At 42.6% G+C, this 15,516-nt stretch carries 14 protein-coding genes and 2 tRNA genes; all 16 read left to right on the forward strand.

The genetic code is table 11. The features are described 5' to 3' along the window. The first annotated feature begins 79 nt into the window (after positions 1–79). A complete protein-coding gene (gene pth / locus ACLGGR_RS18685) occupies positions 80–646 on the forward strand; it encodes an aminoacyl-tRNA hydrolase (protein WP_034624433.1) in 567 nt (188 codons plus the stop codon). A gap of 55 nt (positions 647–701) precedes the next feature. Further along, complete coding sequence (fin, locus tag ACLGGR_RS18690) at positions 702–932, forward strand: anti-sigma-F factor Fin (protein WP_003217967.1); 231 nt, start codon at positions 702–704, stop codon at positions 930–932. 68 nt (positions 933–1,000) lie between these two features. Further along, complete coding sequence (gene mfd, locus ACLGGR_RS18695) at positions 1,001–4,534, forward strand: transcription-repair coupling factor (RefSeq protein ID WP_410973654.1); 3,534 nt, start codon at positions 1,001–1,003, stop codon at positions 4,532–4,534. A 139-nt stretch (positions 4,535–4,673) separates the two neighbouring features. Continuing rightward, positions 4,674–5,210, forward strand: coding sequence for a stage V sporulation protein T (gene spoVT / locus ACLGGR_RS18700; protein ID WP_034284159.1), 537 nt, complete (start codon positions 4,674–4,676; stop codon positions 5,208–5,210). A 188-nt stretch (positions 5,211–5,398) separates the two neighbouring features. Then, positions 5,399–7,003, forward strand: a complete 1,605-nt coding sequence (locus ACLGGR_RS18705) for a putative polysaccharide biosynthesis protein (protein WP_410973655.1) — start codon at positions 5,399–5,401, stop codon at positions 7,001–7,003. After that, entirely contained in the window at positions 6,993–8,477 is a 1,485-nt protein-coding gene (gene yabN / locus ACLGGR_RS18710) for a bifunctional methyltransferase/pyrophosphohydrolase YabN (protein WP_410973656.1), read from the forward strand. Before ACLGGR_RS18705 ends, yabN begins: the two co-directional genes overlap by 11 nt. Further along, complete coding sequence (locus tag ACLGGR_RS18715) at positions 8,474–8,734, forward strand: RNA-binding S4 domain-containing protein (RefSeq protein ID WP_008341839.1); 261 nt, start codon at positions 8,474–8,476, stop codon at positions 8,732–8,734. The genes yabN and ACLGGR_RS18715 overlap by 4 nt, the downstream gene beginning before the upstream one ends. A gap of 73 nt (positions 8,735–8,807) precedes the next feature. Continuing rightward, positions 8,808–9,116 (forward strand): sporulation protein YabP, encoded by a 309-nt coding sequence (gene yabP / locus ACLGGR_RS18720; RefSeq protein WP_048239558.1) that lies wholly within the window; start codon positions 8,808–8,810, stop codon positions 9,114–9,116. Further along, positions 9,113–9,751: a spore cortex biosynthesis protein YabQ gene (yabQ, locus tag ACLGGR_RS18725; RefSeq protein WP_039175923.1), complete on the forward strand. Its 639-nt coding sequence runs from the start codon at positions 9,113–9,115 to the stop codon at positions 9,749–9,751. The genes yabP and yabQ overlap by 4 nt, the downstream gene beginning before the upstream one ends. An 18-nt stretch (positions 9,752–9,769) precedes the next feature. After that, positions 9,770–10,144 (forward strand): FtsB family cell division protein, encoded by a 375-nt coding sequence (locus tag ACLGGR_RS18730; RefSeq protein WP_003217952.1) that lies wholly within the window; start codon positions 9,770–9,772, stop codon positions 10,142–10,144. 82 nt (positions 10,145–10,226) lie between these two features. Beyond that, positions 10,227–10,622, forward strand: a complete 396-nt coding sequence (locus tag ACLGGR_RS18735; RefSeq protein ID WP_008357409.1) for a S1 domain-containing RNA-binding protein — start codon at positions 10,227–10,229, stop codon at positions 10,620–10,622. A 166-nt stretch (positions 10,623–10,788) separates the two neighbouring features. Beyond that, positions 10,789–10,862: transfer RNA gene (locus tag ACLGGR_RS18740), tRNA-Met, on the forward strand. Positions 10,863–10,887: 25 nt separating this feature from the next. Then, positions 10,888–10,959: transfer RNA gene (locus ACLGGR_RS18745), tRNA-Glu, on the forward strand. A 203-nt stretch (positions 10,960–11,162) separates the two neighbouring features. Then, a complete protein-coding gene (spoIIE, locus tag ACLGGR_RS18750; RefSeq protein ID WP_251217146.1) occupies positions 11,163–13,646 on the forward strand; it encodes a stage II sporulation protein E in 2,484 nt (827 codons plus the stop codon). Positions 13,647–13,722: 76 nt separating this feature from the next. Continuing rightward, the gene (locus ACLGGR_RS18755) at positions 13,723–14,460 is read left to right on the forward strand and encodes a vWA domain-containing protein (protein ID WP_034325063.1); all 738 of its coding nucleotides are present in this window, start codon (positions 13,723–13,725) and stop codon (positions 14,458–14,460) included. Continuing rightward, positions 14,444–15,451, forward strand: a complete 1,008-nt coding sequence (locus tag ACLGGR_RS18760) for a protein kinase domain-containing protein (protein WP_251217145.1) — start codon at positions 14,444–14,446, stop codon at positions 15,449–15,451. Before ACLGGR_RS18755 ends, ACLGGR_RS18760 begins: the two co-directional genes overlap by 17 nt. The last annotated feature ends 65 nt before the right edge of the window (positions 15,452–15,516 follow it).

Here is a 15,516-nt window from a genome sequence, read left to right on the forward strand (position 1 = left end):
TCATACGTTTTTACATGAGGCAATCTGATTGGCTCATTTTTTAGGCGTGTGCTGTGTGACAAAGGAGGTTATTGGTTTCATGATTGCATTCGTTGGATTAGGCAATCCAGGAAAAGAATATGAAAAAACAAGACATAATGTCGGGTTTATGACAATAGATGAACTATCGAAAAAATGGGACATTCCTTTAAATCAATCAAAATTTCATGGACAATTTGGAACTGGGTTTGTTTCAGGGCAAAAGGTTCTACTTGTAAAGCCGCTTACATATATGAACTTATCAGGAGAATGTGTGCGTCCGCTGATGGACTATTACGATATTCCCCTTGAACATTTGAAAGTGATTTATGATGATCTTGATTTGCCAACCGGCCGGATTCGCTTACGTACAAAAGGAAGTGCAGGCGGGCATAATGGAATCAAATCATTGATTCAGCATTTAGGTTCTCCTGAATTTGACCGATTCCGTATCGGCATTGGACGTCCTCAAAACGGCATGAAGGTCGTTGATTACGTACTAGGACGTTTCTCAGAAGAGGAACAGCCTGACATCGCATCAGCCATTCAAGCGTCTGTTGAGGCCTGTGAAGCCGCTTTAAAAAAGCCATTTTTAGAAGTGATGAATGATTTTAACAAGAAGGTATAAGAATGATAAGCAAAGCACATACTGATCATAAAATCTCAGCATGGGAGGATCACGTATGGCTTTGCATTATTACTGCCGCCACTGTGGTGTAAAGGTCGGCAGTCTAGATGAATCTGCTGTCCAAAGTGAAGCACTTGGATTTCATCACTTAACAAATGAGGAAAGAAACGATATGATTTCTTATAGGGAAAATGGTGATTTACATGTACAAACCATTTGTGAGGATTGCCAAGAGGCGCTCGAAAGAAATCCTGATTACCATCAGTATCATACTTTTATTCAATAAAAAAGCTTTGGTGTAGATATTAGACCAAAGCGTTTTTCTGTTTTAAACAAACAGGGAGGAGGAGCCAAATGAAAAACATACAATCATTTATCAAACAAAGTGATGATTTTCAATCCATTTTTAATGGGCTAAAAGAAGGGTTAAAAGAACAGCTGCTTGCCGGACTATCAGGCTCCGTCAGATCTTTATTTACAGCCGCAATATCAGACGAACTTAAGCGGCCAATGTTTATTGTGACGCACAATTTATATCAGGCGCAGAAGGTAACAGATGATCTAGCAAGTGTGATGCCGGATCGCTCGGTTCTTCTTTATCCTGTCAATGAACTCATCGCTTCAGAAATTGCAGTGGCCAGCCCTGAGCTGAGAGCACAGCGTTTAGATGTCCTGAATCGACTTGCAAATGGAGAAAACCCTATTATCGTCACTCCCGCTGCTGCGGTGCGCAGGATGCTTCCGCCAGTTGAGCTCTGGAAGGAGAGTCAGGTCCATTTAAAGATCGGTGAAGAAATTGATTTGGAGGCGTTTTCAAAACAACTCGTACAAATTGGTTATGACCGGACGTCAATGGTTGCTGCGCCCGGAGATTTTAGTGTGCGCGGAGGAATCATCGACATCTATGCGTTAACGGAAGATCATCCAATCCGTATTGAACTGTTTGATACGGAAGTAGATTCAATTCGAACGTTTCATTCAGATACACAGCGGTCATTAGAAACCCTTCAAGAAATCAAAATAGGTCCTGCAAAAGAGCTGATTGTGAGAGGGCCTGAACGAGTGAGAGCCATTGAACAGCTTGATCAAGGGCTGGCGAAGAGTTTAAAGAAATTCAACTCAGATCAGCAAAAAGAGCTGCTGCATCAAAATATTTCTGCTGACCGCGAGAGGCTGCTAGAAGGCATCGTGACACAGGAAATGACGAAATACCTGTCCTATTTCTATGAAAAGCCTGCTAGTTTGCTAGATTATACTTCGCAGGATACGATTATTATTTTAGATGAAATCAGCAGAATTCAGGAGATGGAAGAACAGCTTGAACAGGAAGAAGCCGATTGGACAATTAGTCTGCTTGAAGAAGGCAATATTCTTCATGATTTATCTCTTTCTTTCCCGTTCCAAGAACTGATCAATCAGCAATCGAGGTCCATTCTGTACTACTCCTTGTTCTTGAGACATGTCCAGCAGACAAATCCGCAAAATATCGTCAATGTATCTAGTAAGCAAATGCAGAATTTCCATGGGCAGATGAATGTGCTGGCGAGTGAAATTGAACGCTATAAAAAACAGCAATACACGGTTGTCTTCTTAGGTGCGGATGAAGAGCGGACAGAAAAGCTGTCGTCTGTTCTCCATGATTATGACATTGAAGCCGCTCTTGCTAAACCGAACGCTGAGCTTGTAAGCGGACAGGTGTATATTTTACAAGGTGAGCTGCAAACGGGCTTTGAACTGCCGTTATCGAAAATTGCTGTGATCACAGAGGGTGAACTCTTCAAGAAACGTGTGAAAAAGCAGGCACGTAAGCAAAAGTTGACCAATGCAGAGCGAATCAAGAGCTATTCAGAGCTTCAAGTCGGCGATTATGTGGTGCACATTAACCACGGGATCGGTAAATATTTAGGAATTGAAACGCTTGAAATCGGCGGCATTCATAAAGATTATTTAAATATTCATTATCAAGGAAGCGACAAGCTTTATGTACCGGTTGAACAAATTGATCAGGTGCAGAAATATGTAGGATCAGAAGGTAAAGAACCAAAGCTGTACAAACTAGGCGGCAGCGACTGGAAACGAGTGAAGAAAAAAGTTGAAACATCTGTACAGGACATCGCAGATGATCTGATTAAGCTGTATGCAGAACGTGAGGCAAGCAAAGGATATGCCTTCTCGCCTGACCATGAGATGCAGCGCCAGTTTGAATCTGCGTTCCCTTACCAGGAAACAGATGATCAAATCCGTTCAATTCACGAAATTAAACAGGATATGGAGCGGGAGCGTCCAATGGACCGTCTGCTTTGTGGAGATGTGGGTTACGGAAAAACGGAAGTGGCCATTCGAGCGGCCTTCAAAGCCATTGCTGACGGGAAACAGGTAGCTTTGCTAGTTCCGACAACCATCTTAGCGCAGCAGCATTTTGACACAATCATGGACCGATTCCAAGACTACCCTGTCAAAATCGCGCAGCTGAGCCGTTTCCGTACAAGAAAAGAAACAACCGAAACGTTAAAAGGGCTGAAAAACGGAACGATTGATATGGTCATCGGCACACACCGTCTCCTTTCAAAAGACATCGTCTACAAGGATTTAGGACTGTTGATCATTGATGAGGAACAGCGTTTTGGTGTGACACATAAAGAGAAAATTAAACAGATGAAAGCCAATATCGACGTACTGACATTAACGGCTACGCCAATTCCGCGTACGCTTCATATGTCCATGCTTGGTGTGCGGGATTTATCGGTTATTGAAACACCGCCTGAAAACCGATTCCCTGTTCAAACCTATGTGGTCGAGTACAATGGCGCTTTAGTCAGAGAAGCGATTGAGCGAGAATTAGCACGCGGCGGTCAAGTGTACTTCCTTTACAACCGTGTTGAGGATATTGAACGAAAAGCAGATGAAATTTCCATGCTGGTCCCAGACGCAAAAGTCAGCTATGCACACGGGAAAATGAGTGAGAACGAGCTGGAATCAGTGATGATCAATTTCCTTGAAGGTGAATCAGATGTATTGGTCAGTACCACCATCATTGAAACGGGAGTCGATATTCCAAATGTGAACACACTCATCGTCCACGATGCCGATAAAATGGGGCTTTCTCAGCTGTACCAGCTAAGAGGACGAGTCGGGCGTTCGAACCGTGTTGCTTATGCTTATTTCACGTATCGAAAAGATAAAGTTCTTTCTGAAGTTGCGGAGAAAAGACTTCAAGCCATTAAAGAATTCACAGAGCTCGGATCTGGGTTTAAAATTGCGATGCGTGATTTAACGATTCGAGGAGCAGGGAATTTACTTGGTGCTCAGCAGCATGGTTTCATTGATTCAGTTGGATTCGACCTCTATTCTCAAATGCTGAAAGAAGCCATTGAGGAAAGAAGAGGCGATACAACAGCTCAAGATAAATTCGAGCCAGAAATTGATCTGCAAATTGATGCTTACATCCCAGACACTTATATTTCGGATGGCAAGCAAAAGATTGAAATGTATAAACAGTTCAGAGCAATTGGCTCGATTGAAGAGCGAAAAGAGCTTCAGGATGAAATGATCGACCGATTTGGTGAATATCCGCAAGAAGTGGCTGACTTGTTTACGATTGCGACAATGAAGGTGTACGCTGTTCAGGAACGTGTCGAGCTGATCAAGATGGAGAAAGGCATTGTCAGACTCACCCTTGATGAGAAAGCAAGCAGTGAAATCGACGGTCAAAAACTATTTGAGCTCGGCAGTAAATTTGGACGTGAAATCGGGTTAGGAATGGAAGGCAGCAAGCTGATTATTTCTGTCCAAACGAAAGGCAAGAAGACCGAGGAATGGCTTGAGGTTGTTCTTAACATGCTTCGAGGCCTTCAAGATGTGAAAAAAGAAACGATTCCATCTTCATAAAATTTTGTTTGTCTCTCGTGTATATTACGTTTGATGTGACGGATACTAAACTCAGGGTCAAGTGGTGAATGTTGCATAAAGTGGACGCTTTTGTTCCATTCACCCAACACATCATCAAACGAAAGAGAGGCAGCAGTGAATGAAAGCAACTGGAATTGTACGCCGCATCGATGATCTAGGTAGAGTGGTTATTCCGAAGGAGATTCGCAGAACATTGCGCATCCGGGAAGGAGATCCGCTTGAGATTTTCGTCGACCGCGATGGAGAAGTCATTTTGAAGAAGTATTCGCCGATTAGTGAGCTAGGAGACTTTGCGAAGGAATATGCTGATGCATTATTCGACAGTTTGGGTCATTCCATCCTGATTTGTGATCGAGATACGTATATTGCTGTATCCGGCAGTTCGAAAAAAGAGTACTTAAACAAATCCATCAGTGATTTACTTGAACGAACAATGGATCAGCGTAATTCTGTGTTAGAAGAAAGCAAAAAAGAAATTCAACTTGTTGATGGTATTGATGATGATGTATCTTCTTATACCATTGCACCTATTGTTGCAAACGGAGATCCGATTGGCGCCGTCGTCTTATTTTCTAAAGAGCGTTCAATGGGGGAAGTGGAGCATAAAGCAGCAGAAACAGCAGCTGGCTTCTTAGCCCGTCAAATGGAACATTAGGTCTAATAACTCTATATCATTTTGATAAAACGAAAGAATGCCGATGAGATCATTTGATTTTGTCGGTTTTTTATATGGGATGAAACAAAACGAGAAATGCGCCGTCTACTCCTTAGAAAAGAACGTCTTTTTCACGTATGATATAATGAGTGCGTTTAACTGTAGATCTATTTTTAAAGGAGTCATCCATGAAAAATGCTGTGAATCAGCCGCACTGGCTTTTCCAGGGTGCGGTGATTTTGACCATCGCAGGCTTGTTATCAAAGGTACTAAGTGCCGTTTACCGTGTCCCGTTTCAAAACATCGTAGGGGACACAGGGTTTTATATTTATCAGCAGGTATATCCATTCCTTGGCATTGCCATCATGCTTGGCACAACAGGTTTTCCTGTCATGGTGTCCAAGCTTTTGAGTGAGCATGGGGAAGAGAATCGGCGGATCATTTCAAGGGTATCCTTGGTATATATCACATTACTGAGCCTAGTCTTATTTCTTTGTCTTTACATAGGAGCAGGCACAATTGCGAGCCTTATGGCAGACAGTCAATTAATTCTGCTCATCCAGATGAGTGCTTTTGTGTTTCTATTTTTGCCGCTCACTGTGATGCTGAGGGGAGTTTTTCAGAGTGACGGTCTGATGCTTCCAACGGCTGTTTCTCAATTGGTTGAGCAGCTCATCAGGGTAGGCGTCTTGCTTGTTTTATCCTTTTATTTCGTGAGACACGGCTATTCGCTTTATGAAACAGGGGCGGGTGCGGTGTTCTCTTCTATTGCGGGAAGTGCGGCCTCGCTCATTTTGCTTCTTTTCCTTTGGCTGACCTATCGAAAGCAGTCTGCTGCAAGTATGTCAGGCAAACAGGCGACACTTCGAAAAAAGGATGTTTTGAAGAGTTTGGTGCTGTATACATTGACGATTTGTGTCAGCGGTTTGCTCATTTTATGGATGCAAATGATTGATGCCTTTCATCTGTATGCGTTGCTGCGCAGCGAGGGTCTCAGTGAAGCGGCTGCAAAGGCGGCAAAAGGTGTGTATGACCGAGGTCAGCCGTTTTTGCAGCTAGGAACGGTGTTTGCCATCAGCATCGGAACCTCTCTTGTGCCATTTTTATCGGCAGCCATGAGGAATGGAGAGCATGAAACGATACGGCAAAAAGTTCGGTCATCGGTTAAGACCACGTCGGTATTAGGGATTGGATCAGCGGTTGGACTGATTTGTATTTTATCACCGGTAAATACAATGCTTTTTCGAAATGATTTAGGCACTGATGCCTTGCAAATATTCTGTATATCGATTGCCTTTACGTCGATTGCCATTACGCAGGCAGCTTTACTGCAAGGGCTCGGGCATACCGTGTATCCCGCTGTTGTGGTGGTCCTTAGCGTGCTGGTGAAATGGATGCTAACGATTGCACTTGTTCCGTTATTTGGCATCCACGGTGCCGCATGGTCAACTGTATGTGGTTTTCTCACAGCAGCCGTGCTCAATGCTGTTTATTTGAAGCATAAAGGATGGATTTCATGGAGAGAGCTGTTCCCAGTGAAAATTCTTTTATCAGCCGCCTTCATGGCTGTGGTCTTAATAGAATATCAGGCTCTGTTTTCATGGGTTATCCCTTTTGAAAAACGTCCGTTTTCCGTTTTAGAGAGCCTGACATCAGTTTTTATTGGTGGTTTCGCCTTTTTATATAGTATTCTTAAGCTAGAAGTATTTACGGACGAGGAATGGAGACTCATTCCATTAGGAGAAAAGATTTTATATTTTAAACAGATGAGAGGGAAACAAAATGGCAGGTAAGATTACCGTCGTCGGTCTCGGGGCAGGCGACATGGATCAGCTGACGCTCGGTGTATATAAGCAGCTGAAGCAGGCGAAAGAAGTATTTATGAGAACGCAGGATCATCCGCTTACCGCAGAGTTGATGCAGGAGGTCCCATCTCTCACCTTTTTTGATGAAATTTATGAAAAGCACGATCAGTTTGATCAGGTGTATCAGGAAATTACCGAAATATTATTTGCAGAGGCAGCGGAAAAAGACATTGTGTACGCAGTACCCGGTCATCCATTTGTAGCAGAAAAGACCGTACAGCTGCTCGTCGCCGAGCAGAAAGAGCGCGGGATTGAGGTGTCTGTCGCTGGTGGACAAAGCTTTTTAGATGCGACATTCAACTCCTTGCAGATTGACCCCATCGAGGGATTACAATTCGTTGATGCAGGAGATATGAGAGCGGACGATCTGAAATTAACCCAGCATGTCCTGATTTGTCAGGTATATGATCAGATGACAGCTTCGAATGTGAAACTCACGCTGATGGAAAAGCTCCCTGACGATTATGAAGTTTATATTGTGACTGCAGCTGGAAGCAGTCAGGAACAGATTACTGCCGTTCCTTTATTTGAACTTGATCGAGATGTGTCGATAAATAACTTAACGAGTGTTTATGTTCCTCCGATTCAAGATGAACAACTGCTTTATCAACAATTTGACACCTTCCGTGACGTTATACGTACATTAAGAGGTCCGGGCGGCTGTCCATGGGATCAAAAACAAACCAATGAGTCACTCAAACCATATTTAATTGAAGAATGCTATGAACTGCTTGAAGCGATAGATGAAGATGACCCAGATCATATAGTGGAAGAGCTCGGCGATGTGCTGCTGCAGGTGTTACTTCACGCTCAAATTGGCGAAGATGACGGTTATTTCTCAATTGACGACGTCATCCAGCATGTCACAGAAAAAATGATTCGACGGCACCCTCATGTGTTTGGAGACACGAATGTTTCTGAAGCAGCAGATGTGGTCGCGAACTGGGAAAAAATCAAGCAGCAGGAAAAGCCAGAGCGCGCCTCTTCTATTTTGCAATCGATTCCGGCGACACTTCCAGCACTAACAAAAGCATATAAACTCCAAAAGAAAGCCGCCAAGGTGGGCTTTGATTGGACAGATGTTCAAGATATTTGGAACAAATACGAAGAAGAAAAGCAGGAATTTCTCGTTGAAGTGGCAGAGAAGACGGACGAAGGTGCAACGAAGCAGATGAAAGATGAATTTGGAGATCTTTTGTTTGTTCTCGTCAACATTGGTAGGTTCTATCACCTAGAGCCTGAAACGGCACTCGCTTCTGCCAACACAAAATTCATGCGGCGCTTTCAGCATATCGAACAAAAAGCAAAGGACATGGGCTGTTCATTAGATGACTTAACGCTAGAGGAAATGGACGATCTATGGAACGATGCGAAACGCATAGAAAGAGGTGAACATATATGAGATTAGATAAATTTTTAAAAGTGTCCCGTTTAATTAAAAGAAGAACATTGGCAAAAGAAGTAGCTGATCAAGGCAGGATTTCTATTAACGGAACACAGGCGAAAGCAAGCTCTGACGTGAAAGAAGGAGATGAGCTGCAAATCCGCTTTGGTCAAAAACTAGTGACTGTTCAAGTCAACGAGTTAAAGGACACGACGAAAAAAGAAGAAGCGGCTGGCATGTATACTGTGCTAAAAGAAGAAAAAACAGCAGAATAGGGCTTGTTCTAAATGCCCCTTTTATCACATACAATGCAGTAACATGCAAGTATGAGATATGGGGGATGTATAAATGAATCAATATTATAATCAACCTCAAGGCACGAAGCTGTCATCAGAAGCGGAGCACAATGTCACAATGCGAAACAGAAAGCATTTAGATATTACCGGTGTCAAACAAGTGGAAAGCTTTGATAGTGAAGAATTTTTGCTTGAGACGGTCATGGGGATTCTCGCCATCCGCGGAGAAAATCTGCAAATGAAAAACCTAGACGTCGAAAAGGGCGTTGTGTCGATCAAAGGGCGTGTCTTTGATTTAATCTATGTTGATGAGCAGCACGGGGAGAAAGCTAAAGGATTTTTTAGCAAGCTGTTTAAATGACGCTGACAGTCCAGTTTTATACGATGCTTTCCATGGCGGCGATGGGCATCTGGCTGGGCGCATCGCTTGATACGTACAAGCTGTTTGTGAACCGGGAAAAAACAGCAAAATGGCTTTTGGCGATACATGATCTCCTTTTTTGGATGGTACAGGGTCTCTTATTCTTTTACGTCCTGCTGCTGACAAATGAGGGAGAATTCAGGCTTTATATTTTTCTAGCCGTTGCTCTTGGTTTCTCGATGTATCAGGCATTGATGAAACAGCTGTATCTTAAGATTCTCAAGTTTATCATGATGTGTGTATATCAGACCGTTCTCTTCCTGAAAAGGCTGGTCATGTCGATTGTCTTCCAGCCGATCCGCTGGATGATCACATTGGTCATAAGTGCTATACTGTTCTTGCTCCACTCGCTCTTACGTCTAGTTCGTTTTACGTTTCGGCTCGTGTGGAAGGTGCTGTCGATTGTTTGTTATCCGCTCATCTGGTTACTCAATGTGACCATTATTCATCGGATTCCCGAAAAATGGCGAACATCAATGAGATTGTTTTTCTCAAAAGGAGCAGGAATTTTACAAGGGGCCAAGAAATTATCTGGTACCATCAAAACGAAATGGAAACAATTCTGGACAAAGTAAGAGAGGAGGCCTTCAATCTTGAACAAGAGAAAAAGAAATATCGCACAAATTCAAAATGATTACCAAAAACAAATGGAACAGCAAGCACAGCGCTTAAAACGCAAACGTCGCGGACTCCTTAGAAGGCTTACCGTGTTTGGTGTGATCGTGCTCATGTTTGCTGTCTTGGTGACAAGTGCCCTCTGGTCGCAGTCGTCTTCACTAAAGGAAAAAGAAGAGAAGAAGGTTGCGCTCGAAAAAGAGTTGAAGCAATTACAAACAAAGCAGGAAGATATTTCTGATGAAATTAAGAAGCTGAAAAGCAAGGAATACGTACTCGAACTGGCACGACGGGACTATTATATGTCCAAAAAAGGCGAAAAAATCTTTGATGTGGGCAATAAGAGCGATTAGCCTTGTTGACACTTAAAATTCAGTTTATGTATAATTGAACAAATGAGATTTTTTTATAAGTCTAAGGAGGAGCACTTTTTTTATGTCGATTGAAGTTGGCAGCAAGTTACAAGGGAAAGTTACGGGCATTACAAATTTTGGAGCTTTTGTGGAGTTGCCAGGCGGTTCAACTGGTCTCGTTCATATCAGTGAGGTAGCCGATAACTATGTAAAAGATATTAATGAGCATTTAAAAGTCGGTGAACAAGTTGAAGTGAAAGTGATTAACGTTGAAAAAGACGGTAAAATCGGCTTGTCCATTAAAAAAGCAAAAGATCGTCCTCAACAACAATCAAGACCAAGCAGAAATGATTTCCGTCCGAAGGAATCGTTTGAACAAAAAATGAACAAATTCTTAAAAGATAGCGAAGATCGCTTAACATCTTTAAAACGTAACACGGAATCAAAACGTGGGGGGCGCGGAGCAAGAAGAGGTTAACTTGTTGCTGCTTTCTATATATTTTCACAACAAAGCATCTGCTGTTCAGCGGGTGCTTTTTTTCATGATCTAGACGACATTTTTCATTTAATTTAAAACTTTCTATTGACGGACAAGCGAATCCTTTGTATTATAGTTCTTGTGCTTCTTAGCGCATTTTCATTATGGCGGTGTAGCTCAGCTGGCTAGAGCGTACGGTTCATACCCGTGAGGTCGGGGGTTCGATCCCCTCCGCCGCTATCCTTTTAACTAGAACATAAAGCAAGGCCCGTTGGTCAAGCGGTTAAGACACCGCCCTTTCACGGCGGTAACACGGGTTCGAATCCCGTACGGGTCATCTTCAAAACAGCTTTCTATAGGAAAGCTGTTTTTTTGTGCCTTCGTAAAATTCTGATGAAAGACATCGACTTTCATGAAAGTATGCCTCTTTGACGAATAAAGCGTCGAACGTTTTATGGAAACGACAACTTCTTTTGACAAAATTTCTTTTTCACCTTCGCTATAATGACAAGCAACGAATATCAGGTGGGGGATGAAAAGATGGAAAAACTAGAAAGAAGAACTGATTTAACAGGAGCGGGGTTTGAAAGAATCAGTGCAGGGTTAAAAAAGATGAAAAACCTGTTTCTTCATCACACGCATTCTCTTTTTTTCTATAAAGGGTTTATTTATGTTGTTCTAGGCTTTTTATTAGGACGAGCCTTTATATTATCTGAAATTATGCCGTTTGCTCTGCCTTTCTTTGGCTCCATGCTGCTTATTAAAAGAGATAAGGCGATGCTTGCTTGTCTAGCTTTACTCGCTGGGGCGATGACGATATCACCTCAAAATGCATTGTTTGTGTTTGCGTCACTGCTTATGTTTCTCCTTATGTCAAAGGTCGTTTCTTTCATCATCAAAGATCCAGTGAAAACATTACCGGTTGTTATTGTTCTCTCGATGCTGATGACCCGAGGAGCGTTTGTTTACCTAGAGCAAGGTGCTGTGCAAAGCTATGATTACGTCATGGCGGGTGTCGAAGCAGGACTTGCCTTCATTTTGACACTGATTTTTCTTCAAAGCCTGCCGATTTTTACAGTCAGGAAAATTAAACATTCTTTAAAGGTCGAAGAAATTATTTGTTTTATGATTTTAATTGCCTCAGTTTTAACTGGCCTTGCTGGGATCTCATTTCAAGGAATGCAGGCAGAGCATATTTTGTCACGTTATGTAGTGCTGACATTTGCCTTTATTGGCGGAGCCAGTATTGGTTGTACGGTCGGTGTCGTGACAGGATTAATTCTCGGTCTCGCAAACATCGGAAACCTTTATCAGATGAGTCTTCTTGCCTTTTCAGGCTTACTAGGTGGATTGCTGAAAGAAGGGAAGAAAGCAGGGGCAGCCATCGGCTTAATTGTGGGTTCCTTACTCATTTCACTGTACGGAGAAGGATCAGCAGGTCTCATGACCACACTGTATGAATCACTTATAGCGGTTGCGCTCTTTTTGCTCACGCCGCAATCAGTCACCTCCAAGGTAGCCAAATACATTCCTGGTACGGTAGAGCATGGACAAGAGCAGCAGCAATATGCTCGGAAAGTAAGAGACGTGACAGCAAAAAAGGTAGACCAATTCTCTAATGTATTTCATGCGCTGTCTGAGAGTTTTGCGACATTTTACGAATCCATTCCTGAAGAGAAGAAGCATGAAGAGGATGTAGATCTTTTTTTAAGTACGATCACAGAACGATCCTGTCAAACGTGCTATAAGAAAAATAAATGCTGGGTGCAGAACTTTGATACAACCTATGAACTCATGAAACAAGTTATGCATGAATCTGATGAAAAAACGTATGAGCATAACCGAAAATTGAAAAAGAAATTTAGTCAGCACTGCTCAAAATCAAAACATGTCGAGGAATTGATTGAAGAGGAGATCGCTTACTATAAAGCCAACCAAACACTGAAGAAAAAAGTCCAAGACAGCAGACGTCTTGTGGCTGAACAGCTGATGGGGGTCTCGCAAGTGATGGAGGATTTTTCCCGGGAAATAAAACGAGAAAGAGAACAGCATTTTATTCAGGAAGAGCAGATGATAGAAGCGCTCCAGCACTTTGGCATTGAAATCCAGCAAGTAGAAATCTATAGCTTGGAGCAGGGAAATGTCGATATTGAAATGAGAATCCCATATTGCCAAGGGCATGGGGAATGTGAAAAAATCATTGCTCCAATGCTTTCAGATATTTTAGAAGAACAGATTTTAGTCAAAGCGGAGCAGTGTGCAGAGCATCCAACAGGCTATTGTCATGTTGTGTTTGGCTCTGCTAAATCATATCGAGTGGCTACAGGCGTGGCGCATGCAGCAAAAGGCGGAGGGCTGGTATCAGGAGACAGCTATAGCATGATGGAGCTTGGTGCGGGCAAGTATGCTGCAGCTATTAGTGATGGAATGGGCAATGGAGCACGGGCTCATTTTGAAAGCAATGAAACGATTAAGCTGTTAGAAAAAATATTGGCGTCAGGTATCAATGAAAAAGTGGCGATTAAAACGATTAATAGTATTTTATCTTTACGAACGACAGACGAGATCTATTCAACATTGGATTTATCGATCATTGATTTACAGGATGCGAGCTGTAAGTTCCTCAAGATTGGTTCAACACCCAGCTTTATTAAAAGGGGTGATCAGGTGATGAAGGTACAAGCAAGCAACTTGCCAATCGGTATAATTGATGAATTCGAAGTCGAGGTTGTGAGTGAACAGATGAAGGCAGGAGATCTGTTGATTATGATGAGTGACGGCATTTTTGAAGGGCCAAAGCATATTGAAAATCATGATCTTTGGGTGAAGCGGAAAATGAAAAGTTTTAAAACAGAAGATCCGCAAGAAATTGCTGACTTATTAATGGAGGAGGTCATTCGAACAAGAGCGGGCCAAATTGACGACGATATGACGGTTGTTGTCATCAGGCTCGACCACAACACACCAAAATGGGCTTCCATTCCGACCGGTACATTCTATCTTGAGAAACAAGAGATTTCTTAAAATATCGTATAATATGAATTTCTTCTGGCGATGATGGGGATATAAGCATTCAGTTACAATCCCAGGAGGAATGAAGATGCGAAAAGGTCACGTCAACCAAATCTTATTGATTACAGATGGCTGCTCAAATCACGGGGAAGATCCGCTTGCGATTGCCTCATTGGCAAAGGAACAAGGGATTACAGTCAATGTCATTGGCATTATGGAAGAAAACAGACACGATCATGAAGCGATGAAAGAAGTAGAGGGGATTGCTCTCGCAGGCGGAGGCATCCATCAAGTTGTCTACGTCCAGCAGTTATCTCAAACAGTACAAATGGTCACGAAAAAAGCGATGACACAAACGTTACAAGGTGTTGTGAATAAAGAATTGCAGCAAATACTCGGTAAAGACACTGAAATTGAAGAGCTTCCACCTGATAAGCGCGGGGAAGTAATGGAGGTTGTCGATGAGTTAGGAGAGACGGTTCACCTTCAAGTACTCGTGCTTGTTGATACAAGTGCAAGTATGAAACCGAAGCTGCCGACCGTCAAAGAAGCACTCATCGACCTTTCCATCAGTTTAAATTCAAGAATTGGAGAAAATCAGTTTGGGATGTGTGTATTTCCCGGGAAAAACTCAGATGCTGAAATTGTGTTGAATTGGACGCCTCGATTCGATTCATTATCATCTATTTTCCCAAAACTGACTACTGGAGGCATCACCCCAACGGGACCAGCGCTTCGGGAAGCACTTCAGCATTTCAAATCAGTTCGCTCACGCAAAGGGCTGCTTGAAGCAAAGGAAGAGCATGATGATGAATTCGGCTTCTAACATCCCGTTAGGCACGGTGATTCAAGGGAAATGGCACCACCATCATTACCGTATTGTAAAAGAGCTTGGAAAAGGGGCGAACGGTGTTGTCTATCTAGCCGAATCGCCACATGGGCAAGCGGCCCTTAAAGTGAGTGATGACAGTATGCTCATTGCATCTGAAGTCAATGTATTAAAATCCTTTTCAAAGGCTCCTGTGAAAACCATGGGGCCTTCTTTTTATGATATGGATGATGCGATTTATCCCGGTATGCCTCAAAAACGCTCTTTTTATGTGATGGAATATGTCAGAGGCCCATTACTGCTTGAATTTGTGAAACAAAAGGGTGATGAGTGGATTGTGGTTTTAATGATTCAGCTTTTATCTAGCTTGGCTCATTTACATCAGGAAGGCTGGATTTTTGGTGATTTAAAGCCGGATAATCTCATTGTTTCTGGTCCACCTGCCACGATCCGGTGCATTGATGTGGGAGGAACGACAAAAGCGGGCAGGGCAATTAAGGAGTATACCGAGTTTTTTGATCGAGGCTATTGGGGATTCGGTACACGAAAAGCTGAACCAACTTATGATTTATTTGCCCTGACCATGGTGATGGTCAACTGTGCGTATAAGAAAGAATTCAAAAAAGGAGCAGAACCAGAAAAGCAGCTTTATCGAGCCATTGAAGGACATCCTTTATTAAAGCGATATGAAAGGGTGTTAAAGGCTGCTCTACAAGGTAAATATCAATCAGCAGCAGACATGAAAAGTGCGGTGCTAAAAGAAGGACAGCTGATTGCATCAAGAAAATCGCGCCAAAAGAAGCAACAGCAAAAAAACGCGCCAAAACCCGCTGTTAATCAAAGCCAACAAGTGACTTCACGATCGCGGGTTGCAGCAGCAAAAAGAACGTCAGTACGTAAAAAATCAGGAGGACTTTTTGAAACCATTCTTATCGTTTGCAGTGTACTCGCTCTTTACTGTGCATATGTGGTTTTGTTCCTGTTGTAGAGCTGTAAAAAAGCAGGCTTCTTCTTTGCTTGGAGCTACTGAAAGTGATAGGATATGTATATCTT

This window comes from Bacillus sp. BD48, assembly GCF_046566805.1.
In the GTDB taxonomy this organism is placed as follows: Bacteria; Bacillota; Bacilli; order Bacillales; family Bacillaceae; genus Bacillus; species Bacillus safensis.

What these genes read in the sequence shown, in the direction of transcription:
- fin (WP_003217967.1), top strand. Translation starts at nt 702, where the DNA reads ATGGCTTTGCATTATTACTGCCGCCACTGTGGTGTAAAGGTCGGCAGT.
- spoIIE (WP_251217146.1), top strand. Translation starts at nt 11,163, where the DNA reads ATGGAAAAACTAGAAAGAAGAACTGATTTAACAGGAGCGGGGTTTGAA.
- ACLGGR_RS18705 (WP_410973655.1), top strand. Translation starts at nt 5,399, where the DNA reads ATGAAAAATGCTGTGAATCAGCCGCACTGGCTTTTCCAGGGTGCGGTG.
- yabQ (WP_039175923.1), top strand. Translation starts at nt 9,113, where the DNA reads ATGACGCTGACAGTCCAGTTTTATACGATGCTTTCCATGGCGGCGATG.
- mfd (WP_410973654.1), top strand. Translation starts at nt 1,001, where the DNA reads ATGAAAAACATACAATCATTTATCAAACAAAGTGATGATTTTCAATCC.
- pth (WP_034624433.1), top strand. Translation starts at nt 80, where the DNA reads ATGATTGCATTCGTTGGATTAGGCAATCCAGGAAAAGAATATGAAAAA.
- spoVT (WP_034284159.1), top strand. Translation starts at nt 4,674, where the DNA reads ATGAAAGCAACTGGAATTGTACGCCGCATCGATGATCTAGGTAGAGTG.
- ACLGGR_RS18735 (WP_008357409.1), top strand. Translation starts at nt 10,227, where the DNA reads ATGTCGATTGAAGTTGGCAGCAAGTTACAAGGGAAAGTTACGGGCATT.
- ACLGGR_RS18715 (WP_008341839.1), top strand. Translation starts at nt 8,474, where the DNA reads ATGAGATTAGATAAATTTTTAAAAGTGTCCCGTTTAATTAAAAGAAGA.
- ACLGGR_RS18755 (WP_034325063.1), top strand. Translation starts at nt 13,723, where the DNA reads ATGCGAAAAGGTCACGTCAACCAAATCTTATTGATTACAGATGGCTGC.
- yabP (WP_048239558.1), top strand. Translation starts at nt 8,808, where the DNA reads ATGAATCAATATTATAATCAACCTCAAGGCACGAAGCTGTCATCAGAA.
- ACLGGR_RS18760 (WP_251217145.1), top strand. Translation starts at nt 14,444, where the DNA reads ATGAATTCGGCTTCTAACATCCCGTTAGGCACGGTGATTCAAGGGAAA.
- yabN (WP_410973656.1), top strand. Translation starts at nt 6,993, where the DNA reads ATGGCAGGTAAGATTACCGTCGTCGGTCTCGGGGCAGGCGACATGGAT.